15 protein-coding genes are annotated in these 21848 nt (G+C 49.7%); 7 read left to right on the plus strand and 8 right to left on the minus strand.

Features of this window, described 5'->3' with window-relative positions; translation table 11 throughout:
• Positions 1 to 18: 18 nt before the first annotated feature.
• A complete protein-coding gene (gene hinT, locus BZG76_RS06670) occupies positions 19 to 369 on the minus strand; it encodes a purine nucleoside phosphoramidase (protein ID WP_077460639.1) in 351 nt (116 codons plus the stop codon).
• A gap of 201 nt (positions 370 to 570) precedes the next feature.
• On the opposite strand from hinT, the gene BZG76_RS06675 reads away from it, so the two are divergent.
• Together BZG76_RS06675 and BZG76_RS06680 are read left to right on the plus strand one after the other, a co-directional pair.
• Positions 571 to 1926 (plus strand): dihydroorotase, encoded by a 1356-nt coding sequence (locus BZG76_RS06675; RefSeq protein WP_077460640.1) that lies wholly within the window; start codon positions 571 to 573, stop codon positions 1924 to 1926.
• A 502-nt stretch (positions 1927 to 2428) separates the two neighbouring features.
• Positions 2429 to 4060, plus strand: coding sequence for an ABC transporter ATP-binding protein (locus BZG76_RS06680; RefSeq protein ID WP_021022828.1), 1632 nt, complete (start codon positions 2429 to 2431; stop codon positions 4058 to 4060).
• A gap of 170 nt (positions 4061 to 4230) precedes the next feature.
• Here the strand turns inward: BZG76_RS06680 and BZG76_RS06685 are convergent, their stop codons facing one another.
• Positions 4231 to 5748 carry a fumarate hydratase gene (locus BZG76_RS06685; protein ID WP_025744813.1) on the minus strand — a complete coding sequence of 506 codons (1518 nt, stop codon included), beginning with the start codon at positions 5746 to 5748 and terminating at the stop codon, positions 4231 to 4233.
• Between the two features lie 307 nt (positions 5749 to 6055).
• Here BZG76_RS06685 and pabB point away from each other — a divergent pair, with 307 nt between their 5' ends.
• The 4 genes from pabB to BZG76_RS06705 all read left to right on the plus strand — a co-directional run bounded on the left by pabB (position 6056) and on the right by BZG76_RS06705 (position 11313).
• Positions 6056 to 7441, plus strand: coding sequence for an aminodeoxychorismate synthase component 1 (gene pabB / locus BZG76_RS06690; protein ID WP_077460669.1), 1386 nt, complete (start codon positions 6056 to 6058; stop codon positions 7439 to 7441).
• A 9-nt stretch (positions 7442 to 7450) separates the two neighbouring features.
• Positions 7451 to 8254 (plus strand): NUDIX hydrolase, encoded by an 804-nt coding sequence (locus tag BZG76_RS06695; protein WP_077460641.1) that lies wholly within the window; start codon positions 7451 to 7453, stop codon positions 8252 to 8254.
• A 203-nt stretch (positions 8255 to 8457) separates the two neighbouring features.
• Complete coding sequence (locus tag BZG76_RS06700) at positions 8458 to 9726, plus strand: serine/threonine transporter (protein ID WP_077460642.1); 1269 nt, start codon at positions 8458 to 8460, stop codon at positions 9724 to 9726.
• Between the two features lie 225 nt (positions 9727 to 9951).
• Complete coding sequence (locus BZG76_RS06705) at positions 9952 to 11313, plus strand: L-serine ammonia-lyase (protein WP_077460643.1); 1362 nt, start codon at positions 9952 to 9954, stop codon at positions 11311 to 11313.
• Positions 11314 to 11477: 164 nt separating this feature from the next.
• On the opposite strand, the gene BZG76_RS06710 is transcribed toward BZG76_RS06705, so the two are convergent.
• Both BZG76_RS06710 and nfsA read right to left on the minus strand, forming a co-directional pair.
• Complete coding sequence (locus tag BZG76_RS06710) at positions 11478 to 12080, minus strand: acetate uptake transporter (RefSeq protein ID WP_077460644.1); 603 nt, start codon at positions 12078 to 12080, stop codon at positions 11478 to 11480.
• A gap of 256 nt (positions 12081 to 12336) precedes the next feature.
• Positions 12337 to 13059 (minus strand): oxygen-insensitive NADPH nitroreductase, encoded by a 723-nt coding sequence (gene nfsA / locus BZG76_RS06715; RefSeq protein WP_021022835.1) that lies wholly within the window; start codon positions 13057 to 13059, stop codon positions 12337 to 12339.
• Between the two features lie 249 nt (positions 13060 to 13308).
• Between nfsA and BZG76_RS06720 the strand changes: the two genes are divergently transcribed.
• Positions 13309 to 13575: a GrxA family glutaredoxin gene (locus BZG76_RS06720; protein ID WP_021022836.1), complete on the plus strand. Its 267-nt coding sequence runs from the start codon at positions 13309 to 13311 to the stop codon at positions 13573 to 13575.
• 98 nt (positions 13576 to 13673) lie between these two features.
• Here BZG76_RS06720 and BZG76_RS06725 read toward each other — a convergent pair whose 3' ends face one another.
• The 4 genes from BZG76_RS06725 to BZG76_RS06740 are packed head-to-tail and all read right to left on the minus strand — an operon-like array spanning position 13674 to position 21776.
• Positions 13674 to 16865 (minus strand): ATP-binding protein, encoded by a 3192-nt coding sequence (locus tag BZG76_RS06725; protein ID WP_077460645.1) that lies wholly within the window; start codon positions 16863 to 16865, stop codon positions 13674 to 13676.
• Entirely contained in the window at positions 16862 to 19720 is a 2859-nt protein-coding gene (locus tag BZG76_RS06730; RefSeq protein WP_077460646.1) for a PAS domain-containing protein, read from the minus strand. The genes BZG76_RS06725 and BZG76_RS06730 overlap by 4 nt, the downstream gene beginning before the upstream one ends.
• Positions 19721 to 19744: 24 nt before the next feature.
• Positions 19745 to 21394: a diguanylate cyclase gene (locus BZG76_RS06735; RefSeq protein WP_077460647.1), complete on the minus strand. Its 1650-nt coding sequence runs from the start codon at positions 21392 to 21394 to the stop codon at positions 19745 to 19747.
• Positions 21387 to 21776 carry a response regulator gene (locus BZG76_RS06740; RefSeq protein ID WP_077460670.1) on the minus strand — a complete coding sequence of 130 codons (390 nt, stop codon included), beginning with the start codon at positions 21774 to 21776 and terminating at the stop codon, positions 21387 to 21389. The genes BZG76_RS06735 and BZG76_RS06740 overlap by 8 nt, the downstream gene beginning before the upstream one ends.
• Between the last annotated feature and the right edge of the window lie 72 nt (positions 21777 to 21848).

Below are 21848 nucleotides of genomic sequence, written 5' to 3' on the forward strand. Positions count from 1 at the left end.
TCATTCATATTTAATGTGTTAACCCACCACCATGGGCCCAAGCGCTCGCCCACCCACTAAATGCATGTGGATATGATAGACCTCTTGGCCACCATGTTGATTACAGTTCATGATCAAACGATAGCCGTTTTCGGCAACCCCTTCGTCCGCTGCAATTTTCTTGGCCACGGTAATCATACGCCCGAGCGCGAGCTCATCATCTGGCTCCACATCATTGGTCGTTGGGATCAATTTGTTGGGTACAATAAGCACATGAACCGGCGCGCGCGGATTAATATCACGGAAGGCAGTAACAAGTTCATCCTGATAGACAACATCCGCGGGGATTTCTTTGCGAATGATTTTGCTGAAAATAGTTTCTTCCGCCATGGTCGATTCCCTTTTATGATTGTGTGTCGGCCAAGTATGCGGCAGCCCCCAATGAAGGGCAATATGCTAACGGTACGAATGTGCAACAATTCGGTCAATGCGCGGTGAAATATCCGTCAATCCCCGGTAAAAACAGGGGCTGAATCAAGTAATCGATTGCGTTACCATAGCACCGATGCATTGACATGTAAGGATCACACCATGACCACCCTGCTTTTCAAAAACGCTTCTGTCGTCAACGAAGGACACGTTGTTGAGACCGATGTACTGATCGAAAATGGCCGCATTAGCCAGATTGCTCGCGACATCAGTGCCCCTGCGGCCGCCGATTGTCGCGTGATTGATGCAACCGGTAAACACCTATTACCTGGAATGATTGATGACCAAGTTCACTTTCGTGAACCTGGCTTCCCGAAAAAAGGCACTATTGCCACTGAATCGAAAGCCGCGGTTGCCGGCGGCATCACCACCTACATGGAAATGCCCAACGTTAACCCGCCGACCACAACGCGAGAGGCACTGGAAGAAAAGTATCAACGCGCATCACAATCCAGTCATGCCAATTACGCCTTTTATCTTGGCGCCACTAACGACAATATCGATGAGATCCGTCGTCTTGATCCCAACGCTGCGTGTGGCGTGAAGGTATTTATGGGCGCGTCAACCGGGAACATGTTGGTCAACGATCCTGAAACACTGAACGCGATTTTTGCCGACTGCCCAACGCTGATCGCAACCCATTGCGAAGACACGCCAATGATCAATGAACTGGAAGGCATATATCGGGAAAAATATGGCGACGACGTCCCCATTGATGCGCACGCCCATATTCGTTCCAAAGAAGCGTGCTTAAAATCGTCGCAACTGGCGGTTAACTTAGCCAAAAAACACGGGACACGCTTGCATGTATTGCATCTGACGACCGAAGACGAGCTGTACCAGTTTGAGCCTGCTAAAACCCTAGAAGCCTTGCAGCAAAAGCAAATCACTGCCGAAGCCTGTGTTCATCACCTGTTTTTTAATCGCGACGACTACGACAGCAAAGGGACACTGATCAAATGTAATCCTGCGATCAAAGAGGCACACCACCAGCAAGCGCTCATTCAAGCGGTGAAAGACGGGGTTATCGATGTAATTGCCACCGATCATGCGCCGCACACCTTTGAAGAGAAGCAAAATACCTACTTTAACGCCCCAGCCGGTCTGCCCTTAGTGCAACATGCCTTGCAAGTGGCGTTAGAATTTTATCATCGCGGGATTTTTGATTTGCCGTTGGTGGTACAAAAAGTGGCTCATGCGCCGGCTGTTCGCTATCAGGTGAAAGAGCGCGGTTTCGTTCGTGAAGGCTACTGGGCCGACTTAGTACTGGTGGATCTGAACCAAACTCAGACAGTCAGCCAAGAAAATCTCTTTTATCAGTGCCAGTGGTCACCGTTTGACGGCCACACCTTTGGGTCAAGCATTGAGATGACTCTCGTTAATGGCGAAGTCGCGTTTGAGCACGGTCAGCACAGTGAGAATCGCTACTCCACGCGTCTAGCGTTCGACCGCAGCTAAACGACGTAACCCTTAATCGATACGCGCGCGACACCAAAACGAATCCGTCGCGCGCTTTTCTTTTTGCCTGCGCGGTCAAACTCTCACATCACAAACCTTGCTTATAATAACGATTTGCTTTTATATCCGAATCGTTTATTGTGTTGTTGATATATGGATATTCACGCTGCTTGGTTTCAACACCGGATGATGTTGAAAAGCTGTGTTCGCAAGGAGAGGTAACCTTAAGCGTCTTTCGGTTATCGCGACACTCGTATCCTACCTCTTCCACTGGCGTAAGCCGTTCAAAGGCACCAGCTGGCTGATATCCGCATCAGGGCGTACATTGCAAAGCCATCGCAAGCAATGATGACCCCACATGAATGACTCACGTTTGCTCGGTAATCCAGCAGGCGTAACCCAAATCATCGAGCCATCGCCGCAGTCCATATCATGCACGTTATTGTCGTGCAGAAGGCACCGGCAAGCTCGGGACGTCGAATAATCAACCAGTGAGGTGATGATGTCTTCATCTGCTTCTAAGCCACTGCTCAGTGTCAAAAACTTGAGCGTGTCATTTACTACCAACGACGGTATGGTCGATGCTGTTAAAAACGTAAGCTTTGACATCATGCCCGGTGAAACCGTGGCTGTCGTTGGCGAATCAGGATCGGGTAAATCGGTCTCTAGCAGTGCCGTGATGGGCCTGCTGCCCAATAACGCTGTGGTAAAACCTGAATCGCAAGTAAGCTTTAACGATACCAATGTTCTGACCTTGTCGACCAAGCAAATTCAGAAAATGCGCGGTGATCGTGTCGCGATGATTTTCCAAGAGCCAATGACTTCACTGAACCCGTATATGCGCGTTGGCGAGCAGTTAACCGAAGCCATTCAGTGTCACCACCGCACCACGTCAGACAAGGCCAAGCAGCGGATTATCGATCTCCTTAATTTAGTCCACCTTCCTAACCCCACTAGCGCATTGCAAAAATACCCGCATGAGTTTTCAGGCGGCCAATTGCAACGCATCATGATTGCTATGGCCCTAGTGAATGAGCCTGACTTGCTGATCGCCGATGAGCCAACAACGGCCCTGGATGTAACGGTACAAGCCGAAGTATTGAACTTGATTGGCGAACTACAGCAAAAGATGGGCATGGCGATCATGTTTATCTCCCATGACTTGGCCGTGGTGAAACACTTAGCCGACCGCGTTGTGGTGATGTGTAAAGGTGAAGTGGTTGAAACCAACGACACCAAAGCCTTGTTCGATAATCCGCAAGAAGATTACACCAAAATGCTGATTGACGCGGTACCGCGTGGCCGCAAAGCGGCTGTCAACGAGGATTCAGAAAACTTGCTAACCGTGGATAATGTCACCATCAAGTATTTCCTTGGTGCTGACTTCTTTGGCGGCAACAAACGCTATTTTGAAGCGGTGAGCGACATTAGCTTATCGCTACGCCGTGGCGAGACCTTAGGTATCGTGGGCGAGTCTGGATCGGGTAAATCGACCCTGGGCCGCGCAATTATGCGCTTGTTGCCCGTTGCCGAAGGCCGAGTCTGTTTTCGAGGTCACGATATCCACGAAATAAAAAACAGTGAGAATAAAGCGCTATGCCGCGATATGCAGATGGTGTTCCAAGACCCATTTGGCTCACTGTCGCCCCGCATGACGGTCGGTGAAATTGTGGCTGAGGGCTTGCGCACTCACTTTCCAGAGCTCGACAAAAAAGAGCGTCTCGATCGGGTAAAAGATGCCCTTTATGAAGTACGTCTCGATAGTTCCGCGATTAACCGTTATCCGCACGAGTTCTCTGGCGGTCAGCGTCAGCGAATTGCGATTGCACGCGCCTTGATCTTGAATCCTGCGTTTATCTTACTCGACGAACCAACCTCTGCATTGGACCGTTCAGTGCAGTTGACCGTGATTGATTTGTTGAAAGACATTCAACAGCGTCACAATATTGGCTATCTGTTTATCAGCCATGACTTGAGTGTGGTTCGTGCGCTATCAGACCGCGTCATGGTCATGCAAAACGGCAAAGTCATGGAGGCGGGCACACCAGAAGAAATCTTCCATCACCCGCAACACGAATACACGCGTAACCTGATTGCCGCGTCGTTCGATCTGGAAGAAGAGGAAGTGGCTTAGCCCACGCAGTGATGTCCAAACGGGCAACATCGTTCGGGTAGACAAAAGTAGACAAAAAATGCGCCTAATTGGCGCATTTTTTATGACTTCTATCCGCTTAGGCTCCGCCCGACTCAACGCCTTCTCATTAACGCAAACTGGCGTTAAGCCGAACAGGTCCAATTGACGGATTAATCATCCATTTCAGCTATCTTCACCTTCCAGGTATCCGGGCCAATCTGGTGCGCGTTTTGCCCTTGCGCATCAACCGCTACGGTCACGGGCATGTCTTCCACTTCAAATTCGTAAATGGCCTCCATACCGAGATCTTCAAACGCGACCACGCGCGCTTTTTTGATCGCTTTTGATACCAAGTACGCGGCACCGCCGACCGCCATGAGGTACACCGCTTTGTGGTTTTTAATCGATTCCACCGCCGCAGGACCGCGCTCAGCCTTACCGATCATGCCGGTGAGTCCGGTTTCTGCCAGCATCATATCGGTAAATTTGTCCATGCGCGTTGAGGTGGTTGGGCCTGCTGGACCGACTACCTCATCCCCCACCGCATCGACAGGGCCAACGTAATAAATAAAGCGGCCGTTAAAGTCGACCCCCTCGGGAAGGCCTTCGCCATTGCGCAGCATTTCTTGTAAGCGTTTATGTGCGGCGTCGCGGCCGGTCAAGATCTTACCTGATAACAACACAGTTTCGCCGGTTTTCCAGCTCTGCACGTCTTCTTTGGTCACGGTATCTAAGTTAACACGGCGGACGTTATCCCCCACTTCCCAGGTGACCTGTGGCCAGTCGTCCAGTTTTGGTGGTGCCAATTCGGCTGGGCCTGAGCCATCAAGCGTAAAGTGAACATGGCGTGTGGCGGCACAGTTCGGGATCAAGCATACCGGCTTAGAAGCGGCATGGGTGGGCGCGGTTTTTACTTTCACATCCACTACCGTGGTCAGGCCGCCCAAGCCTTGAGCACCGATACCCAGCTTGTTCACCCGATCAAAAATATCTAACCGCAGTGCTTCATCCGCATTGCTTGGACCACGGTCGATAAGCGCTTGAATATCAATGTGCTCCATGAGCGATTCTTTGGCCAATACGGCGGCTTTCTCGGCCGTGCCACCAATTCCAATACCTAACATACCCGGTGGGCACCAACCCGCGCCCATGGTCGGCAATGTTTTCTCAACCCACTCAGCCACATCGTCAGATGGATTCAACATCACCATCTTAGTTTTGTTTTCCGAACCACCGCCTTTGGCTGCAATTTGAATGTCCACCGCGTCGCCCGGCACCATATCGATGTGCACCACCGCAGGGCTATTATCGCGGGTGTTTTGGCGTTTACCGGCCGGATCGGCAACCACGGAGGCACGTAGCGGATTGTCAGGGTTGGTGTAGGCACGTCGTACCCCTTCATCGACCATTTCTTGCACCGTCATATCATGACGATCCCACTGCACCGCCATGCCCACTTTGACAAAGCAGGTGACAATACCTGTATCTTGGCAAATAGGACGCTTACCTTCCGCCGACATGCGGGAGTTAATCAGAATTTGCGCAATGGCGTCTTTTGCCGCCTGGCTTTGTTCCTTGTTGTACGCTTTTTCAAGGGCTTGTACAAAATCAAGGGGATGGTAGTAAGAGATATATTGCAGGGCATCTGCAACACTTTCGATCACGTCTTGCTGTTTAATTGTGGTCATCATTGCCTCTGGTGTCATTTGCAGGACCCAAAGCGGGTATCCAGTGTGGGGGAGCTTTCCCCTCGTTATTATCGGTTGGCGATCAATTTTCGAATAGCGCTCGATTGCCAGTTGACGCTAGATGTAAATCGCATGTAGCCAAGTTGCCTCATCGAATTATAGAAGGTGATAATGGCAACAACGTTGCTTGGTTATTTGTGTTGGCCCATGCCGGAAAAGGCCTAGCTATGATACGCTTAGCGCTATTCGCGCGCCACACAGCGCTTCAACCGTGATCACAAAAAGAACAATGCAGCGACAAAATGCCATGACACTGACAACGACGCCCATCGATTATACGCCGGATCTTGCGGTGACCCTCTTTGATCGGATTGCCCACCAGCCCTGGGCGATGCTGCTCCACTCGGCCACGCGAACCCACCCAGACAGTCGTTTCGATATCTTGGTCGCCGATCCGGTTGCCACCATTACTGCGCGATATAACCAGGTGACAACCTGTTACGCAGATGGCACAACCACCACCCACACGCAAGACCCTTTTCACTGGGTAGCCGATCTTCAGGCCAAGCTTTTACCCACCGCGGATCCGATAGCGCCTTGGCCATTTATTGGTGGCGCCTTGGGGTACTTTGGCTATGATCTCGGTCGATGGGTGGAAGTGCTACCGGCATTGGCGAAAGACGAGCTCGAGGTGCCGGATATGGCGGTCGGGCTCTATGACTGGGCGGTGGTGATCGATCATCATCAGCGCCAAGCGGTGGTGATTGCACCCAATAGCCAACAACGATGGCAGTGGCTAACCGAGCAACACGCGCCAACCTCGCCGGTACCCTTTTCTCTCACCGGGCCTTGGCAGGCCAACATGACCGCGCAACAATACGGCCAAAAGTTCGACACCGTCCAAGCGTATTTACACGCGGGCGATTGCTATCAAATCAATCTTGCTCAACGCTTTTCCGCACCCTATCAGGGTAACGAGTGGCACGCGTATCGCAAATTGGCCGCGAACAACGGCGCGCCGTTTTCGGGCTTTATTCGCCTGCAAGACAGCGCCCTGTTGTCGGTCTCGCCTGAGCGCTTTTTATCGGTGCACGACAAACAGATAGAAACCAAACCCATTAAAGGCACACGCCCGCGCGATCCCGATCCACAAAAAGACGCACAACGCGCCCAAGCATTGAAGTCGGCTGAAAAAGATCGCGCCGAAAATTTGATGATTGTAGACTTATTACGCAATGATATTGGTCGCATTGCCTCGCCAGGTTCCGTATCTGTGCCTAAACTCTTTGATATAGAAAGTTTTCCTGCTGTCCACCACATGGTCAGTACAGTGACTGGACGCTTACCCGACGACAAGACAGCACTCGATTTGCTGCGCGCCGCGTTTCCTGGCGGGTCAATTACCGGGGCACCAAAGGTGCGGGCAATGGAAATCATTGAAGAACTCGAGCCCCATCGTCGTCATGTTTATTGTGGCAGCTTTGCCTATATCAGCCGCTGTGGACGAATGGATACCAGCATTACCATTCGCACGTTGGTTGGTCATCAAGGACAACTTCATGTTTGGGCAGGTGGCGGGTTGGTTGCTGACAGCCAAGCCGACGCCGAATATCAGGAGACGCTCGATAAAGTGAGCCGAATTTTACCCGTACTGGCAGAAGATGAGGCATTGAGCACACCTATTCAGGATTAAGGAGAGTGGATGCAGTTACTCACCGCTGACAAGGCGTATTTCTCACCCCTAAATGTCTCCCCCCTGGGCAATACAATACAGACAGTGCCTGGGTTTTGGCCGCGCTACGAAGGAGAGTGTTTCCTCGCTGATCACGGTGCGGCCACGCGACTATCACCGACCGACGTGGTCCGTGCATTTTCACTCACCCCTTTAGCGCGCCACGACAGCCGTATTCTCAATCGCGTGCGGCTATCTCCGCGCATTCTCGGTGGGGCGGATTTTCAACCCGCCGCAGTATTGATCGGGCTGGTGCCTAGGCCGTCAGGCATTCATTTGGTGTTAACCCAACGCGCCAGTCACCTTAAACATCACCCGGGACAAGTGAGCTTTCCGGGCGGAAAACGCGAGTCTATCGATCACGATAATATTGCCACCGCCACCCGTGAAATGTGGGAAGAAACCGGTATTCGCGTCACGCGCGACGCTGTCATTGGCCACTTGTGTCCCTTGCCCACAGTGACGGGCTATTATATTCATCCGGTGCTTGCCTGGGTGGATCCCGATTATCAGCCTTGTTTGGATCCCAATGAAGTGGCCGCCTGCTTTGAAGTGCCCTTAGATACCTTGTGTTATCCCGGCCACATCCGAGAACAATCGTTTTTAATCGACGGACAATGGCACCCTGTGAGTGCGTTTTATCATCACGATCATCTTGTTTGGGGAGCCACTGCCCAGCTGTTACGCGCGTTGATCAGTCAACTCACGCTGTTTCACTTTCCGGTCAATCGCACCATAAACCCTACCAATACTATGGAATTTGGCGCAATTTGATGCATATTTATCCAACACAAAACCGTACACACCTGCCTACTTAATCGCACTAAAGCGCTTTTATTATTGATAGTTGTCACATTTTGGTGCAATAGTCCGGGCGCGCCTTTTCATATCGCGATCTAGCGCTTGGTTTTCTGCGTGGAAATCGCCAGAATTCGCCTTCCCTGATTCCTGTTCCCTACAATGTGAGTAGTATTGTTATGCAAACAACCTCGACGACTGGTACCCGCGCAACCACGCGCCCGCGCTGGACCAAACAAGACACAACCTGGGCGCTTTCCCTTTTTGGCACCGCTGTTGGAGCCGGCATCCTCTTTCTTCCCATCAATGCGGGGATGAGCGGTTTTTGGCCATTGGTTGTGATGACCTTATTAGTTGGCCCGATGACCTTTTTTGCTCACCGTGGTTTGTCTCGTTTTGTGCTCTCGTCCAAAAACGCAGGCAGCGATATCACCGAGGTAGTTGAAGAGCACTTCGGCGTCGGCGCGGGTAAAATCATCACCCTGTTGTACTTTTTCGCGATTTACCCGATTGTTCTTATCTACGGTGTCGGCATCACCAACACCGTTGATTCCTTCTTGGTTAACCAGCTTGGTATGGCATCACCACCACGGGCAATTTTGTCACTGGCCCTGATTTTGGGCATGATGGCTATCATGCTTCTGGGCGAGAAAATGATGTTGCGTGTCACCCAGTTCTTGGTTTATCCGCTGGTTGCCATCTTAGTATTTATGTCGCTCTATCTTATCCCAGAGTGGAACACCGCCGCCCTGTCGCAAGTGCCTTCAGCCGGCGATTTTGCTATCACTCTTTGGATCTCGATTCCGGTGCTGGTATTTGCGTTTAACCACAGCCCAGCGATTTCATCTTTCTCATTGGCACAACGTCGCGATCATGGTGATGATGCAGAACAAAAGTCTGGCCAAATTCTAATGCGCGCAGCAGCGATGCTGGTTGGCTTTGTGATGTTGTTTGTATTCTCTTGCGTCCTGTCGCTGACACCAGCGGACCTGGAAGCGGCCAAAGCAGAGAACATTGCGATTTTGTCTTACCTTGCCAACAAGCATGAGAGCCCATTTATTTCCTTCTTGGGCCCATTGGTTGCCTTTGTCGCGATTGTGTCTTCATTCTTCGGCCATTATTTGGGCGCACGTGAAGGTCTAAATGGCATAGTCGTGAAAACCCTGCGTAGTGCAGGTAAACCGATCAACCGCAAAAAAATTGACGTGTTTACCGTGGTCTTCATGATCCTCACCATTTGGTTGGTGGCGACCCTAAACCCAAGTATTTTGGGGATGATTGAATCACTTGGCGGCCCCATCATTGCCACCATCCTGTTTATTATGCCAATGTATGCCGTAAAAAACGTGCCAGCAATGCAGAAGTATTCAGGTACAATCAGTAACGCCTTTGTTCTTATCATGGGCTTGATCGCGATTTCAGCGATTATGTACGGCATGCTTTTTTAATTAACCATGACCGTTAATCAGCGCGCGCAGCAGGTGCTATAGGACTGCTGTTACTGGGGCATTAATCCCAGCCGCATTCATCGATGTTTGCGGGATAACCAGGAGCAGTGCACGCTGCTCCTTTCATTATGGCAAGCCACCGGCATTGCCAGCACAGTCAATACCATGGACGGATGGCGTAAACACTAAATCCATTGCCCTTAGGGCATTGACTGAGGTAAACACATGATCAGTGTTTTTGACATTTTCAAGATTGGCGTTGGCCCGTCCAGCTCGCATACTGTTGGCCCAATGAAAGCCGGCCAGTGTTTTGTTGATGCGCTTATTGCTAACCAACGCCTGACCGACGTCGACCGCGTGACGGTTGACGTTTATGGCTCTTTGTCTTTAACAGGCAAAGGCCACCACACCGACATCGCGATCATTATGGGCCTCGCAGGCAACAGCCCTGAAACCGTTGATATCGACGCGATCCCTAGCTTTGTTAAACGTGTCGAAGACACAGAGCAATTGCCGTTGGGCGAACAGCAGCATGTCGTCACCTTTTTGCGTGATGGCGGCATGAACTTTCACCAAACCAACCTCTCCTTGCATGAAAACGGCATGCGTATTCATGCTTGGCAAGGCGATGATTGCGTGCTGAGCAAAACCTACTACTCCATTGGTGGCGGCTTTATTGTTGAAGAAGCCGAGTTTGGTCAGCCTGCCATGCAAGCGGTGCAAGTCCCTTACGACTTTAATAGCGCAGACGGCTTGCTCGCACTGACGCAAGAAACCGGTTTTTCTATCAGCGGCTTAGTGATGGCCAACATGCGTAGCATGCATAGCCAAGCAGAAATTGACACCTATTTCGCCAATATCTGGAAAACCATGCAAGCGTGTATGTACCGTGGTATGGAAAACGAAGGCGTGTTGCCCGGTCCATTGCGTGTACCTCGTCGAGCCGCTGCGTTGCATCACCAACTCAAAACCACCGAAAAATATAACATCGATCCCATGTCGGTGGTGGACTGGGTCAATATGTTTGCCTTTGCGGTAAACGAAGAAAACGCCGCCGGTGGTCGTGTTGTAACCGCGCCAACGAATGGGGCATGCGGAATTATTCCTGCCGTCCTCGCCTACTACGATAAATTTATTGAGCCGGTCGATAAGCAAACCTATACCCGCTACTTTGCTGCATCCGGTGCGATTGGCGGCTTATATAAACAAAACGCTTCTATTTCTGGGGCAGAAGTGGGTTGCCAAGGTGAAGTCGGGGTCGCGTGTTCAATGGCCGCCGCCGGTTTGGCTGAACTTATGGGCGGTAATCCGCACCAGGTATGTATGGCAGCTGAAATCGCAATGGAGCACAACTTAGGCCTTACCTGCGATCCGGTCGCTGGACAGGTGCAAGTGCCGTGTATTGAGCGTAACGGCATTGCGGCGGTGAAGGCGATCAATGCATCACGCATGGCACTACAACGTTCTTCCGAGCCACGGGTGTCGTTAGATAAAGTGATCGAAACCATGATGGAAACCGGTAAAGACATGAACGCCAAATACCGTGAAACATCACAAGGTGGCCTAGCTGTCACCGTGATGTGCTAATCCCAGAGAATCACGCCAGGTAGCCACACGCTATCGAAAAGTAACGCGTTATATTGCTGACTAAAACCATCAAAAAGGCCCGGGACATCACGTCACCGGGCCTTTTTATCTGCGTTTACACCGCAAACAGACAGTGTGTTTTCCACTGCCCTCACAGATATGATTTAAGCCGCGTGGGTGGCCATCGCAGGTTTTTTCGCATCACGTGTTAGCTCACCAACCGGAAGTACGGTACGGCCATATTCCTCGTTAAGCACCTGCGCCATCGCAAAATACATCGCGCTTAAGCCACACACAATCCCTTCAAATCCGGCAATGGTGCCAATGAGTGTACTGCCGGTAAAATCACGCGCCGCGAGCAAGAAAAACAGGATAGTCAGGCTACCAAATACAAACTGTTTAGCACGGCAATAGCGCAATGAGCCAATAAACATAAATCCAGTGAACACACCCCACAACACCAAATACCAACCCATAAAGGCAGCAGGGCTTGCGTCAGCCAGACCCATTTTTGGCATCACAATCAGGCCAACAAGCGTCAACCAGAACAACCCATAAGAGGTAAACGCGGTTGTTCCGAACGTATTGCCTTTTTTGAATTCCATGATCCCCACAATCACCTGCGCTAAGCCGCCATAAAACAGCCCCATCGCCAAAATCATGCTATCAATCGGAAAAAACCCTGCATTATGAATGTTCAATAATACCGTGGTCATTCCAAAACCCATCAGCCCTAAAGGGGCAGGATTTGCCAGTTTGTTTTCCATCAGTGCCCTACTTATTAAAAAAACCTATCAATACTCAAAATAAGCGCCAAAAAACCACGGATAAAAGTGATTATCACGCGCAAAAACGCGGCAATATTACGGGTTACAGACTAGATGTAAATAACTTTTAGCGCTTAGCGTTGCTTTCATAAACAAGAGAGCCAAAATAGCCAATAAAACTGGGCAATTCCGGTTTTTTGATAATAAAAAAGCAGCAAAATGCTGCTTTTTCACTCAATTGTTCAAGCATAGCGCGTTAGCGAGTACTAAAGCCTTTACTATGCAGAAATTCTTTCATAAACGGACGCGCTTCTTTTTCCAATGTGGCAGACACTTGTTCGCTCCAGCTCATGTCTTTATTGCCGCCTGTACGTGTTTGATAATACTCGCGCACTTGGTTGTCGTAGTCACTTAGCGCCGCTTCATCAATCGCCTGATAACGATTTTCGTGAACGATAAGACTGGCCGGTAGTTTCGGTTTGGTCTCAGGATCTTGTGCAGGTACACCTAAGCACATACCAAATAATGGCAACACATGATTAGGTATATCCAGCAACTCGGCGACTTTATTCGGTTGGTTACGCAACCCACCGATATACACACCGCCAAGACCCATGGACTCTGCTGCGACCATCGCATTTTGCGCCATGATTGCGCCGTCAATCGCGCCAATTAACGTTTGCTCAGTAAAGCCCAATTTGGCATTGGGATTGATTTGCTCATGACGATGAAAGTCCGCACACCACACCAAAAACTCGGCGCAGTCGGCTACATACGCTTGGTTGCCCGCGTATTCCGCCAGTAAACGTCGTTTGTCGCTATCGGTCACACGAATAATACTGGTGCATTGTAAAAAGCTTGAGCTCGACGCCGAGCGCGCGGCATCAATAATCTGGCTCAGTTGCTCTGACGAAATGGGTGCTTGACTAAATTTGCGAATAGAGCGGTGAGAAAGTAATGTCTCAATCGTTGGGTTCATTATGTTTCCTTATTAGACGTTGAGCCGTACAAGAGGGATGAGCTGGTTGTACACCTTTATGGGCCGACGCGCAATCAACACAATAGCGACGCTCTGCGGCCATACTACCCGTGATCTCCCGCCGGTCGTGCGATTCGGTATAGACGTTCACAGCAATCGGTTTTGCCTATCGGTGCAAAAGGGAAATTCGTCTTTTCTCTCCATCGCCTATCAGGCATAGTAACAACATTAATGCCAAAGGAGATGAATATGTTCGTCGTAATTTTCGGTCGCCCAGGGTGCCCTTTTTGTGTTCGCGCCAAAGACCTAGCGGAAGATCTTAAAACCAACCGTGATGACTTTAACTACCGTTATGTCGATATTCACGCAGAAGGCATCAGCAAAGCGGATTTGGAAAAAACCGTCGGCAAACCGGTTGAAACCGTGCCACAGATTTTCGTTGATCAAGCGCACGTTGGCGGCTTTACCGAATTTGAAGCCTACGCCAAAGAAAACCTCGGCCTGTTCCAAGACTAATCGGTTGAACCATCGATAAAAACCAGCCCATTGGCTGGTTTTTTTGTTTTTGGCGGTCGTTGATATATCGAGGTTGTCGTCTAGCGCCTTGATTAACGCTAGGAACGTTGCCGCTCACGCGTAATACGCTTGCCGATAATATCCACAAGCCTGTCAGTTGTCAGTTGCTTTTTCATCAACACACCGTGAACCGTATCGTATCGTTCAGCACTAATCTCCTCACCGGTCAGTACGATAATCGCAGCCGTTGGCTGTGTTTCTTGAATCACTGGAATTAAGCGCCAACCCGATCCGTCGGGTAAACCAATATCCAACAAGACAGCATCATACGCGTGTTGCGTTAACAACGATTGAGCTTGGCTCAGTGTGAGTGCATGATCAAGCGTCATATAATCACTGACCATCGCCTGAACAATTCGATGTAAATCTATATCGTCTTCAACGTGCAAAATTTTTGCCTGTGTAGACGTTAGCAACTGTTGTTTTACTAGACTGATGAGTTGTTTGTGATCGATGGGTTTTGCTAACCATTCAATGTTTTCAGCGTCGCCATTAAGCTCTAACCGTCCTTGTTTCATCTTTGCAGACACCACAACAATGGGAATATTAGCGGTGTCGGCATGCTGTCTTATCCGACGAATAATATCGAGCCCACCGATATCGGGCAGCATTAAATCTAAGCTGATTAAATCATAATGCCTTGCTTGTAACGCTTTTAACGCCGCCATACCCTCTTGGCTAATATCGACTCGGTATCCAGCCTCTTCCAGCACTATTTTTAATAGACTAGCCACGTCGGGATCATCTTCAATCACTAGAATATTATATGAAGAGTTAATGTTTGGTTTGTCACCAATATTCGAGTCAGTCGGCCTATGCTGATCGACCGATTTGGTCTTCACTGTTTCATGCAACGGCAGCTGAAAGTAAAAACGGGTGCCTTTCCCCGGGCTCGACTCAAACCCTATCTTGCCATTCATTTTTTCAACGAGTTCACGGGTAATCGCAAGCCCTAACCCCGTGCCACCTTTTTGCCGTGTATCTGTGCTATCGGCTTGGGCAAATTTTTGGAAAATTTTGGGATAAAAGTCCGCAGCAATACCACAACCTTGGTCAGTAACACTCACGGTCACGTGCTGTTCATCCATCACGGTATCGATGGTGACCGTCGCCCCATCAGGCGAAAACTTGATCGCATTAGATAGCAGATTAGCCAATACTTGCTTCAGCCTTTGTTTGTCTACTCGAACCTCGGCATCAGCCGTTTCACTGTTCAAGATGATGTCGACGTGCCGCTCTGCACCGTATGCTTTATTTTCTTCTAAACATTGTTCAAGGATGGGATCAATAGATTGAACTTGCATATCAAAATACAACTGGCCGGCCGCTATTTTTTCAATATCGAGTAAATCGTTGATCAATAACGCTAACCGCTCGCTATTACGGTGTGCGGTGTTGAGTATTTTTTGGGCTTTATCAGGGATCTCACCCAAGCGTCCACCCAGCACTAAACTCAGTGCACCAGACACCGAAGTAAGCGGCGTACGCAACTCATGACTGACCGTAGAAATGAACTCATTCTTCATTTGCTCATGGCGTTTGCGTTCGGTGATATTTTGGGCAATCCCGAGGAAACCGGTAATCTCTTGACTGTCGTCGTATATCGCCGTCACTGTCAACGTAACCGGGATATGCTGACCTTGCTTATGGACATAACACCATTCACGCGTTTCTGCGCCCTCTAACACCGGAATGGTCACAAAGGTATCAAACCCAGTTATCGCCCGATTAAACTGACCTGATAGCGCCTGAGATCGTTCTTCCACCTCGTCGGGCACATGAAACAAGGCAGGGCTGTGTTTATCGACGACCTCGGCAGAATGGTAACCAAGCAGTCGCTCAGCGCCGGTGTTGAATAAAGTAATTATGCCTCTCGTATCCGTCGCGATAATCGCAACCTCAGTCGAGGCGGCCAATATATTACTGAGCAGATCGGAAGTGCTTGCCAATTCACGGGTACGATCCTGTACCTCTTGCTTCAAGTTTGCCCGTGCCTTTTCCAATTCACGGAAGTTATCGCTAAGCGCATGGCTCATATCTTGCAGCGATGTCGACAAAACAGCATATTCCGCTACTCGGCTTTGAGGCAGCACAACACTCAATTGATAGCGTATTTTTTCAGGTAGATGACGACTTGCCCTATCGAGTCGTGATAGAGGCTGAATCAGGATTCGGCTCAACGAAAAGGCCGCGAGTATACTCAAAAAAGCAATGCCTGAAAGCATAATAAAGCTTTGATTACGACTCTTTTCAATAGCGTCTATCAATGGCGCTGCCGGCCGCTCTGCAAGCAAGACCATAGCGTCGAACCGGTCTGTTAATGGCAGTTGGTAACGATAAAAGCCCGATTGCCAGCGATTAACCAAATTACCCCCCGACGCCGGCAACCAAATAGACAGGTTATCGGCACTGGTTAGCGGCCGGACTCCCCCTGGTAAAACAGAGTGTAAATCACCGACCTGCACTGTCGGTGTTCCCTCGCGATTTAATATCGCCACACCAGACGCACCTTGAGACAGTGACGGCCGTAATGATCTCTTTTGACTATCAAGCGAACGATCGGGTTGCTGGTTGAGCCGAGCCACGGCACCCTCGGCAACCCGCTTAAGTTCGTCAGCGACCCGTTGCTCGTTTTTTATTATATTATCTTGATTGTTGATAATGATGGGTGTCATTCCCGCGATAAGGGTCAGGCACAACAGGGCATCAAAAAGCAGCTCCTGGAGCCGCACCTTTGCCGGTAACCAATTGATAGTGCCATTCTGGAAATACCAAATCAGCAGTTTTACCAATAGTCCTGCAATAAGCGCGTTGAACACACCGTTCAACGCTTGCTTCAGAGCAATCATGATAGCGGAACTGGCATCCATCCCGATGACCATGACGTCGAGTGGTATTAGCACTATCGGACTCACCACTACCCAAAAAGCGAGATCCGCGAGTACCAAGTTTTTTACGCCGCGGCGATACAATAAGCTGACCGCAAACGCTTCCAATGCCAGTGTCAGCATCGCGTATGGGTGACCCCAAAGTATCCAGGTATAAGAACCGCCAGCTAACGCCACGAACACGGCTGGCCATAGCCCGATCAATCTTATGGCCAGCATGACAGCCACCGAGCCAAAGATAAAATGCACGCCGAAAAACAAAGGCAAGTTAACCATGTTACCAACGACGGCAATAAGGGCCAGTAACAGCGTTGCCATCACCTGTTTAGCAACGACGCTCATTGTGCAACCTGCAACTGAATAAAAAACAACGCTCCACCGCCCTCAGCATCGCGGTACCCCACATCACCGTCCATTTGCTGACATATCTCCCGCGTAATCGCTAGCCCCAGTCCTGTACCAGCAACCATGCGATTATCACTGCTGTCAGCTTGGCTAAAACGCTGAAACAGTCGATCCTGAAACGCCAGGTCAACCCCAGGTCCACGATCTCTGATAGCAATTTCAACCAGCGTTTTATCAACAATTACCGAAACGTCTACCCACTCACCTTCTGGTGAGAATTTGATCGCATTAGATAAAAGATTGGTCAGTGCTTGAATCAATCTTGGTCCATCAACATTGACCGTCACAGCCGGCCAGTTATTTGGGGGGCGTATTTGTGTCTGGGTTTGATACTGGTAGGATTTAACAGACTCTATCGCGTCATCCAATAGCGAGCCAAGATCTTGCTTTTGTCTCTGAATTGGCATTTTTCCTGCCACGAGCTTTTCCATATCTAACAAGTCGTTAATCAGCAAGGTTAAACGTGTTGCGTTACGCTCGGCAGTATGCAGCAACTTGTTAGCCTTTGGTGGTAACTCCCCAGTTGCGCCGCCATTCAAGAGTCCTAACGCCCCCTTGATCGACGTTAAGGGTGTGCGCAGTTCATGGCTGACGGTGGCAATAAATTCATCTTTCATTTTGTCGAGTTTTTTACGCTCAGTAATGTCTTCGACAAGGGACCAGATCACCTTTCTTCCGTCCAACTCTGTGCTCAGCATGCCTTGCAGACGGACCGGATAACGACTGCCATCTTTGCGGATGTACTCTTTTTCAAACGGCCCATAGCGACCCGTGCTTTGCATACTTGCCAGCGCTTTTTGCTCCTCTTGCTCATATTCTTTAGGCGTGACATCCCAATAACTGAGGGAAACAAATTCTTCGCGGGTGTAACCCGTGGGTGCAATCAAAGCATCATTGAGATCAAGAAACTGTCCGGTGACAAAATCGTTCAAAGCGATGCCGATAGGAGAAAAGTCAAACAAGCTACGCAACCTCGCCTCGCTCTGCTCCAAAGCTAAACGCGCCTGATGCTGTTCGTGAACATCTTGCAAATAACCGTGCCACAATATACTACCGTCGATCATTTTCTCCGGCCTCGCCTCGCCAGATATCCAACGATACCCTTTTCCTGGGCAATTGCTCTGATATGTCGCTTGCCAATGTTCTAACGTGTCTGCCGAATGCTCAATGGATTGCTGGATAGCCTCGATATCACCAGGATGGATACGTTCAAACGCCGGCGTGGCGTCTTCAGCGGCCTGCTCTGGTGTAATGCCGTACAAAGATTCTATTTGAGGAGAACTATAAGGAAAAACCATACGCCCATCGGGAAAACGACGGAATTGATAAAGCGTTCCCGGTAGTAATGCCGCTAACTTGATCAGCCGTTGTTGACTCAAATTCTGAGTCAATACATCGGACAGCCAGTTGCCCAATAGACGCAGAAATAGCTTTTCACCATCGTTGTAGTCTTCTGAACGCACACGAGAAGATGACACATTCAATGTGCCCCAGGGGCGACCATAGACATTGATGACAACGCCAGCATAGCTGCCTACCGGTGCAGTTTTATAACACGGATGTTGCTGAAACTCTGGGCGATCGGTATCGGCAATAAACTGTTCCTGCGTGGTGCTGCTGGGGTTCTCTGCCATCAAAAACTGACACCAGGTGTCTTCTAATGCAAACTGCTGCCCTGCAACAATCGTTGTGTCTGACGGCCCAGCTATCCAGTTAACCGTATACACCTCGCCTTTTATTTCACTGACAATGGCCAATTCAGCCCTCAAGTAGAGCTTGGCCTCTTGCAAGGCATGATTGATTCTCTCATCCAAGCTCCCATGACTGGAAAAGGCAATGTCAGTCAGCACCGTTAATGCCTGATGATGCCGCTCCAGCTGCGTCAGGGCATTGCGCTCTCGAGTAATATCGATAATAAACCCTTCAAGCACCTGTGGATGCCTAGGATCTGTTTCAATACATTTACCTCGTTCCTCCACCCAGCGAAAGCCCAGCGTACGATGCCGAACACGATACTCAATATGCCATTCCTCATTGTTGGCCATGGCGTTGGTAACGGCGTCATCAACAACGGACACATCATCAGGGTGAATGAGATCCGCATAACAAACGCGTTTATTGTTTATCAGATCGTCGGCGGCATAACCACTGATGGTGTCAACTTGGTTACTGATGTAAAGCATGGTCCAGCTTTTATCTGGCAAACAACGAAACGTGATGCCTGGTATGTTATTAATCAGCGATGCCATTTCATCGTGGCTAGTTTGCAGTTGTTGCTGCAACGCTGTTGACTCACGTCGCTGATAGATATCGGTCCAAATCAGATCCTCCACCATGCCAGCAAGGTTCTTTAGTTGCGCCACGTTATGTTCACTAAACTGCCTTGGTTGGTTATCAATTAGGCATAGCGTGCCCAGTCGATAACCCTCGCTGCTGTGAATCGGCATACCCGCATAAAACCGAATATCCGGCGCCCCACAGACAAGTGGATTGTCACAAAAACGCATATCGTCTAGCACGTTTTCAATAATCAATGGTTCACTACCCAGAATGGCGTGCCCACAAAAAGAGATATCCCTTGGGGTTTCAGAGGCATCTAACCCCTGACGAGACTTAAAGTATTGTCGCTCACGATCGATCAGTGACACCAGCGCGATAGGCACAGAAAACAAGTCAAGGCATAAGCGAGTAATGCGATCAAAGCGAGAGTCGGCACCACTGTTAAGCAGCTCGGTTTCGTCTAGTGCCTGTTGACGCTCGGCTTCGTTATCAGGGATAGGTGGCGTTCGCATACAAAGGCTCCAGAGAATTAGCGATTAAGGGGTATTCATTGCTTGTACGACACAATTTCGTCCGTCATGCTTGGCGCGATACAAGGCTTTGTCCGCGAGCGCCAATAAAGACTCACTCGGTTCTGTCGGAAAGCGCTGATTGTCGGCAATGCCGGCGGACAGCGTGCAAGAAAATGTGGTGTCATTCGCCTTGAACGTGATCGCTCCGAAATCTTCTCGTAACTGATTAACCAAATGCTCGGCTTGGTCAGCATCACAATCTGCCAATACCAGCGCAAACTCTTCTCCGCCGTATCGGCCAAGCTTATCTGTATTCCTAAAATGCTGACGTAAAAGCGTACCGATTGCCGCGATCACCTGATCGCCAATAGCGTGACCATAGGTGTCATTCACGCCTTTAAAGTGATCAATATCCAACATGACCACGCTGAATACTTGCGACCGACGCTGCGCCAATTGCCATTGCTTTTGCAACGCGTCTTTGATGCTAGCGTGTTTCAATAAGCCGGTCAGCCCGTCTTGATGTTGCGTGCGGTTAAACGCTCGAAATCGCTGTATTCTGCTTTGACACAGGCGCACCAAAAGATCCGTGTCCACCGGCACCTCAAGAATGGCATCGCCGTCTAGCAACAATGATTGGCGACGCAAATCTGCGTTAGGGTCGCGAGAGAGGAAAATAATCGGCAAATGTGACCAATGCTCTGTCTGCGCGAGCAAGGCCACTAATTCAGCGCCCGTCACCTGCGGTAACCAGACACTGACAAGGATAATTTCAGGATTAAACTCGCTGATACACTCAAACAGTCGTTCTGGCTTATCCAGTGTCACGACGTTCATGTCTGCATCTTCTAAGACAGATTGGCATTGAGAGACGAGGGCTGGGTCTTGATCAATCATCATAACCCGACCAGGTTCCGCGTCTATGTGACCAAGCATATGCGCAAACTTTGAGGCAAGTTTGGCCATGTCCAACGGCTTGGGATAATAACCCGCGCCTCCCGCGCGCAATGCCATCAGCCTTGCGTGATAACTTTCCTCAGCACCAATGAAAAAGACGGGACATTGAAAGTGCTGTAACTTGGTCTTCCATAAAGTTGCTAAATCGGAATCAGACACGTCGTCCTGAATAGCATGATGGTCAATAAGCAGTAAGTCAGGTGCGTGTTTAGTCAATTGTTTTAGTTGTTTCGCATCCTTTATCCAGTACACCTGAAAACCAAAACGAGCAAACTGGGATTGGGCGTATTTAGCCAAAATATTATCGCGCTCGACCAAGCCGATAATAGGCGCCCCTTCCATAACCGGTTGCTGGATTGTTGTGGTACTTTGCGTCGCTGACACGCTATCTTTATGGTGCGCAGACTCAAGCGCTTCCATCCAATCAGTTGGCAGGCTGGTGGGCGGTTCTGTTTGGGATAAGCGCTTGGCAACCTGTTGCTCAAATTGACGGGCCGCTTCGCCGAGACTAGCAAAACCAAATGTTCCCGCCGCGCCCGCAATGGTGTGCAACCCAGAGTGCAACGCCTTTAACGTTTCCTGGTCATCATGGCCTGATAACAACTTATCATTGATGGCATGAAGCCGTTTAAACTCCGAGGTCAGCCGTTTAGCGTACGCTTCCTTGAGCCTTTCAAGACGCTTTTCGGTGTCATTAGTCTTTTTGTTATCATCCATTGAATTCGTCCCAAAACGCACGCACATCATCAGCTAATGTCATAGGATCGAAAGGTTTAGAAATAACATGACTCGCCCCTAACGCTTTATAGCGCGCCACTTCTTCTGGATGAACTTTCGCTGTCATAAAAAGAATGAGCACCGAGTCATCAACGAGTCCTCGTTCCCGCATCGCGGTGAGTGTTTCTGGGCCATCCATATTTGGCATCATGACATCGAGCAGTATGATTTGCGGCTTAAATCCGTCCACTTCCTGCAAGGCCCGCTCTCCCGATTCACAGGTTTTAAGAGTGAAGCCGCCCACATCCTCGAGTGCTAGGGTAGCAATTTCTCGTATATCAGGATCGTCCTCTACATATAAAACTTTATTTAAAACAGCCATATACATTCCTTGCTCATTCGCCTAACGGTGTACAACAAATACGGCGACCCGTTTACTGCTACCAACTGACTA

It is taken from the genome of Salinivibrio sp. AR647 (genome assembly GCF_001995415.1).
GTDB classification, from domain to species: Bacteria; Pseudomonadota; Gammaproteobacteria; order Enterobacterales; family Vibrionaceae; genus Salinivibrio; species Salinivibrio costicola.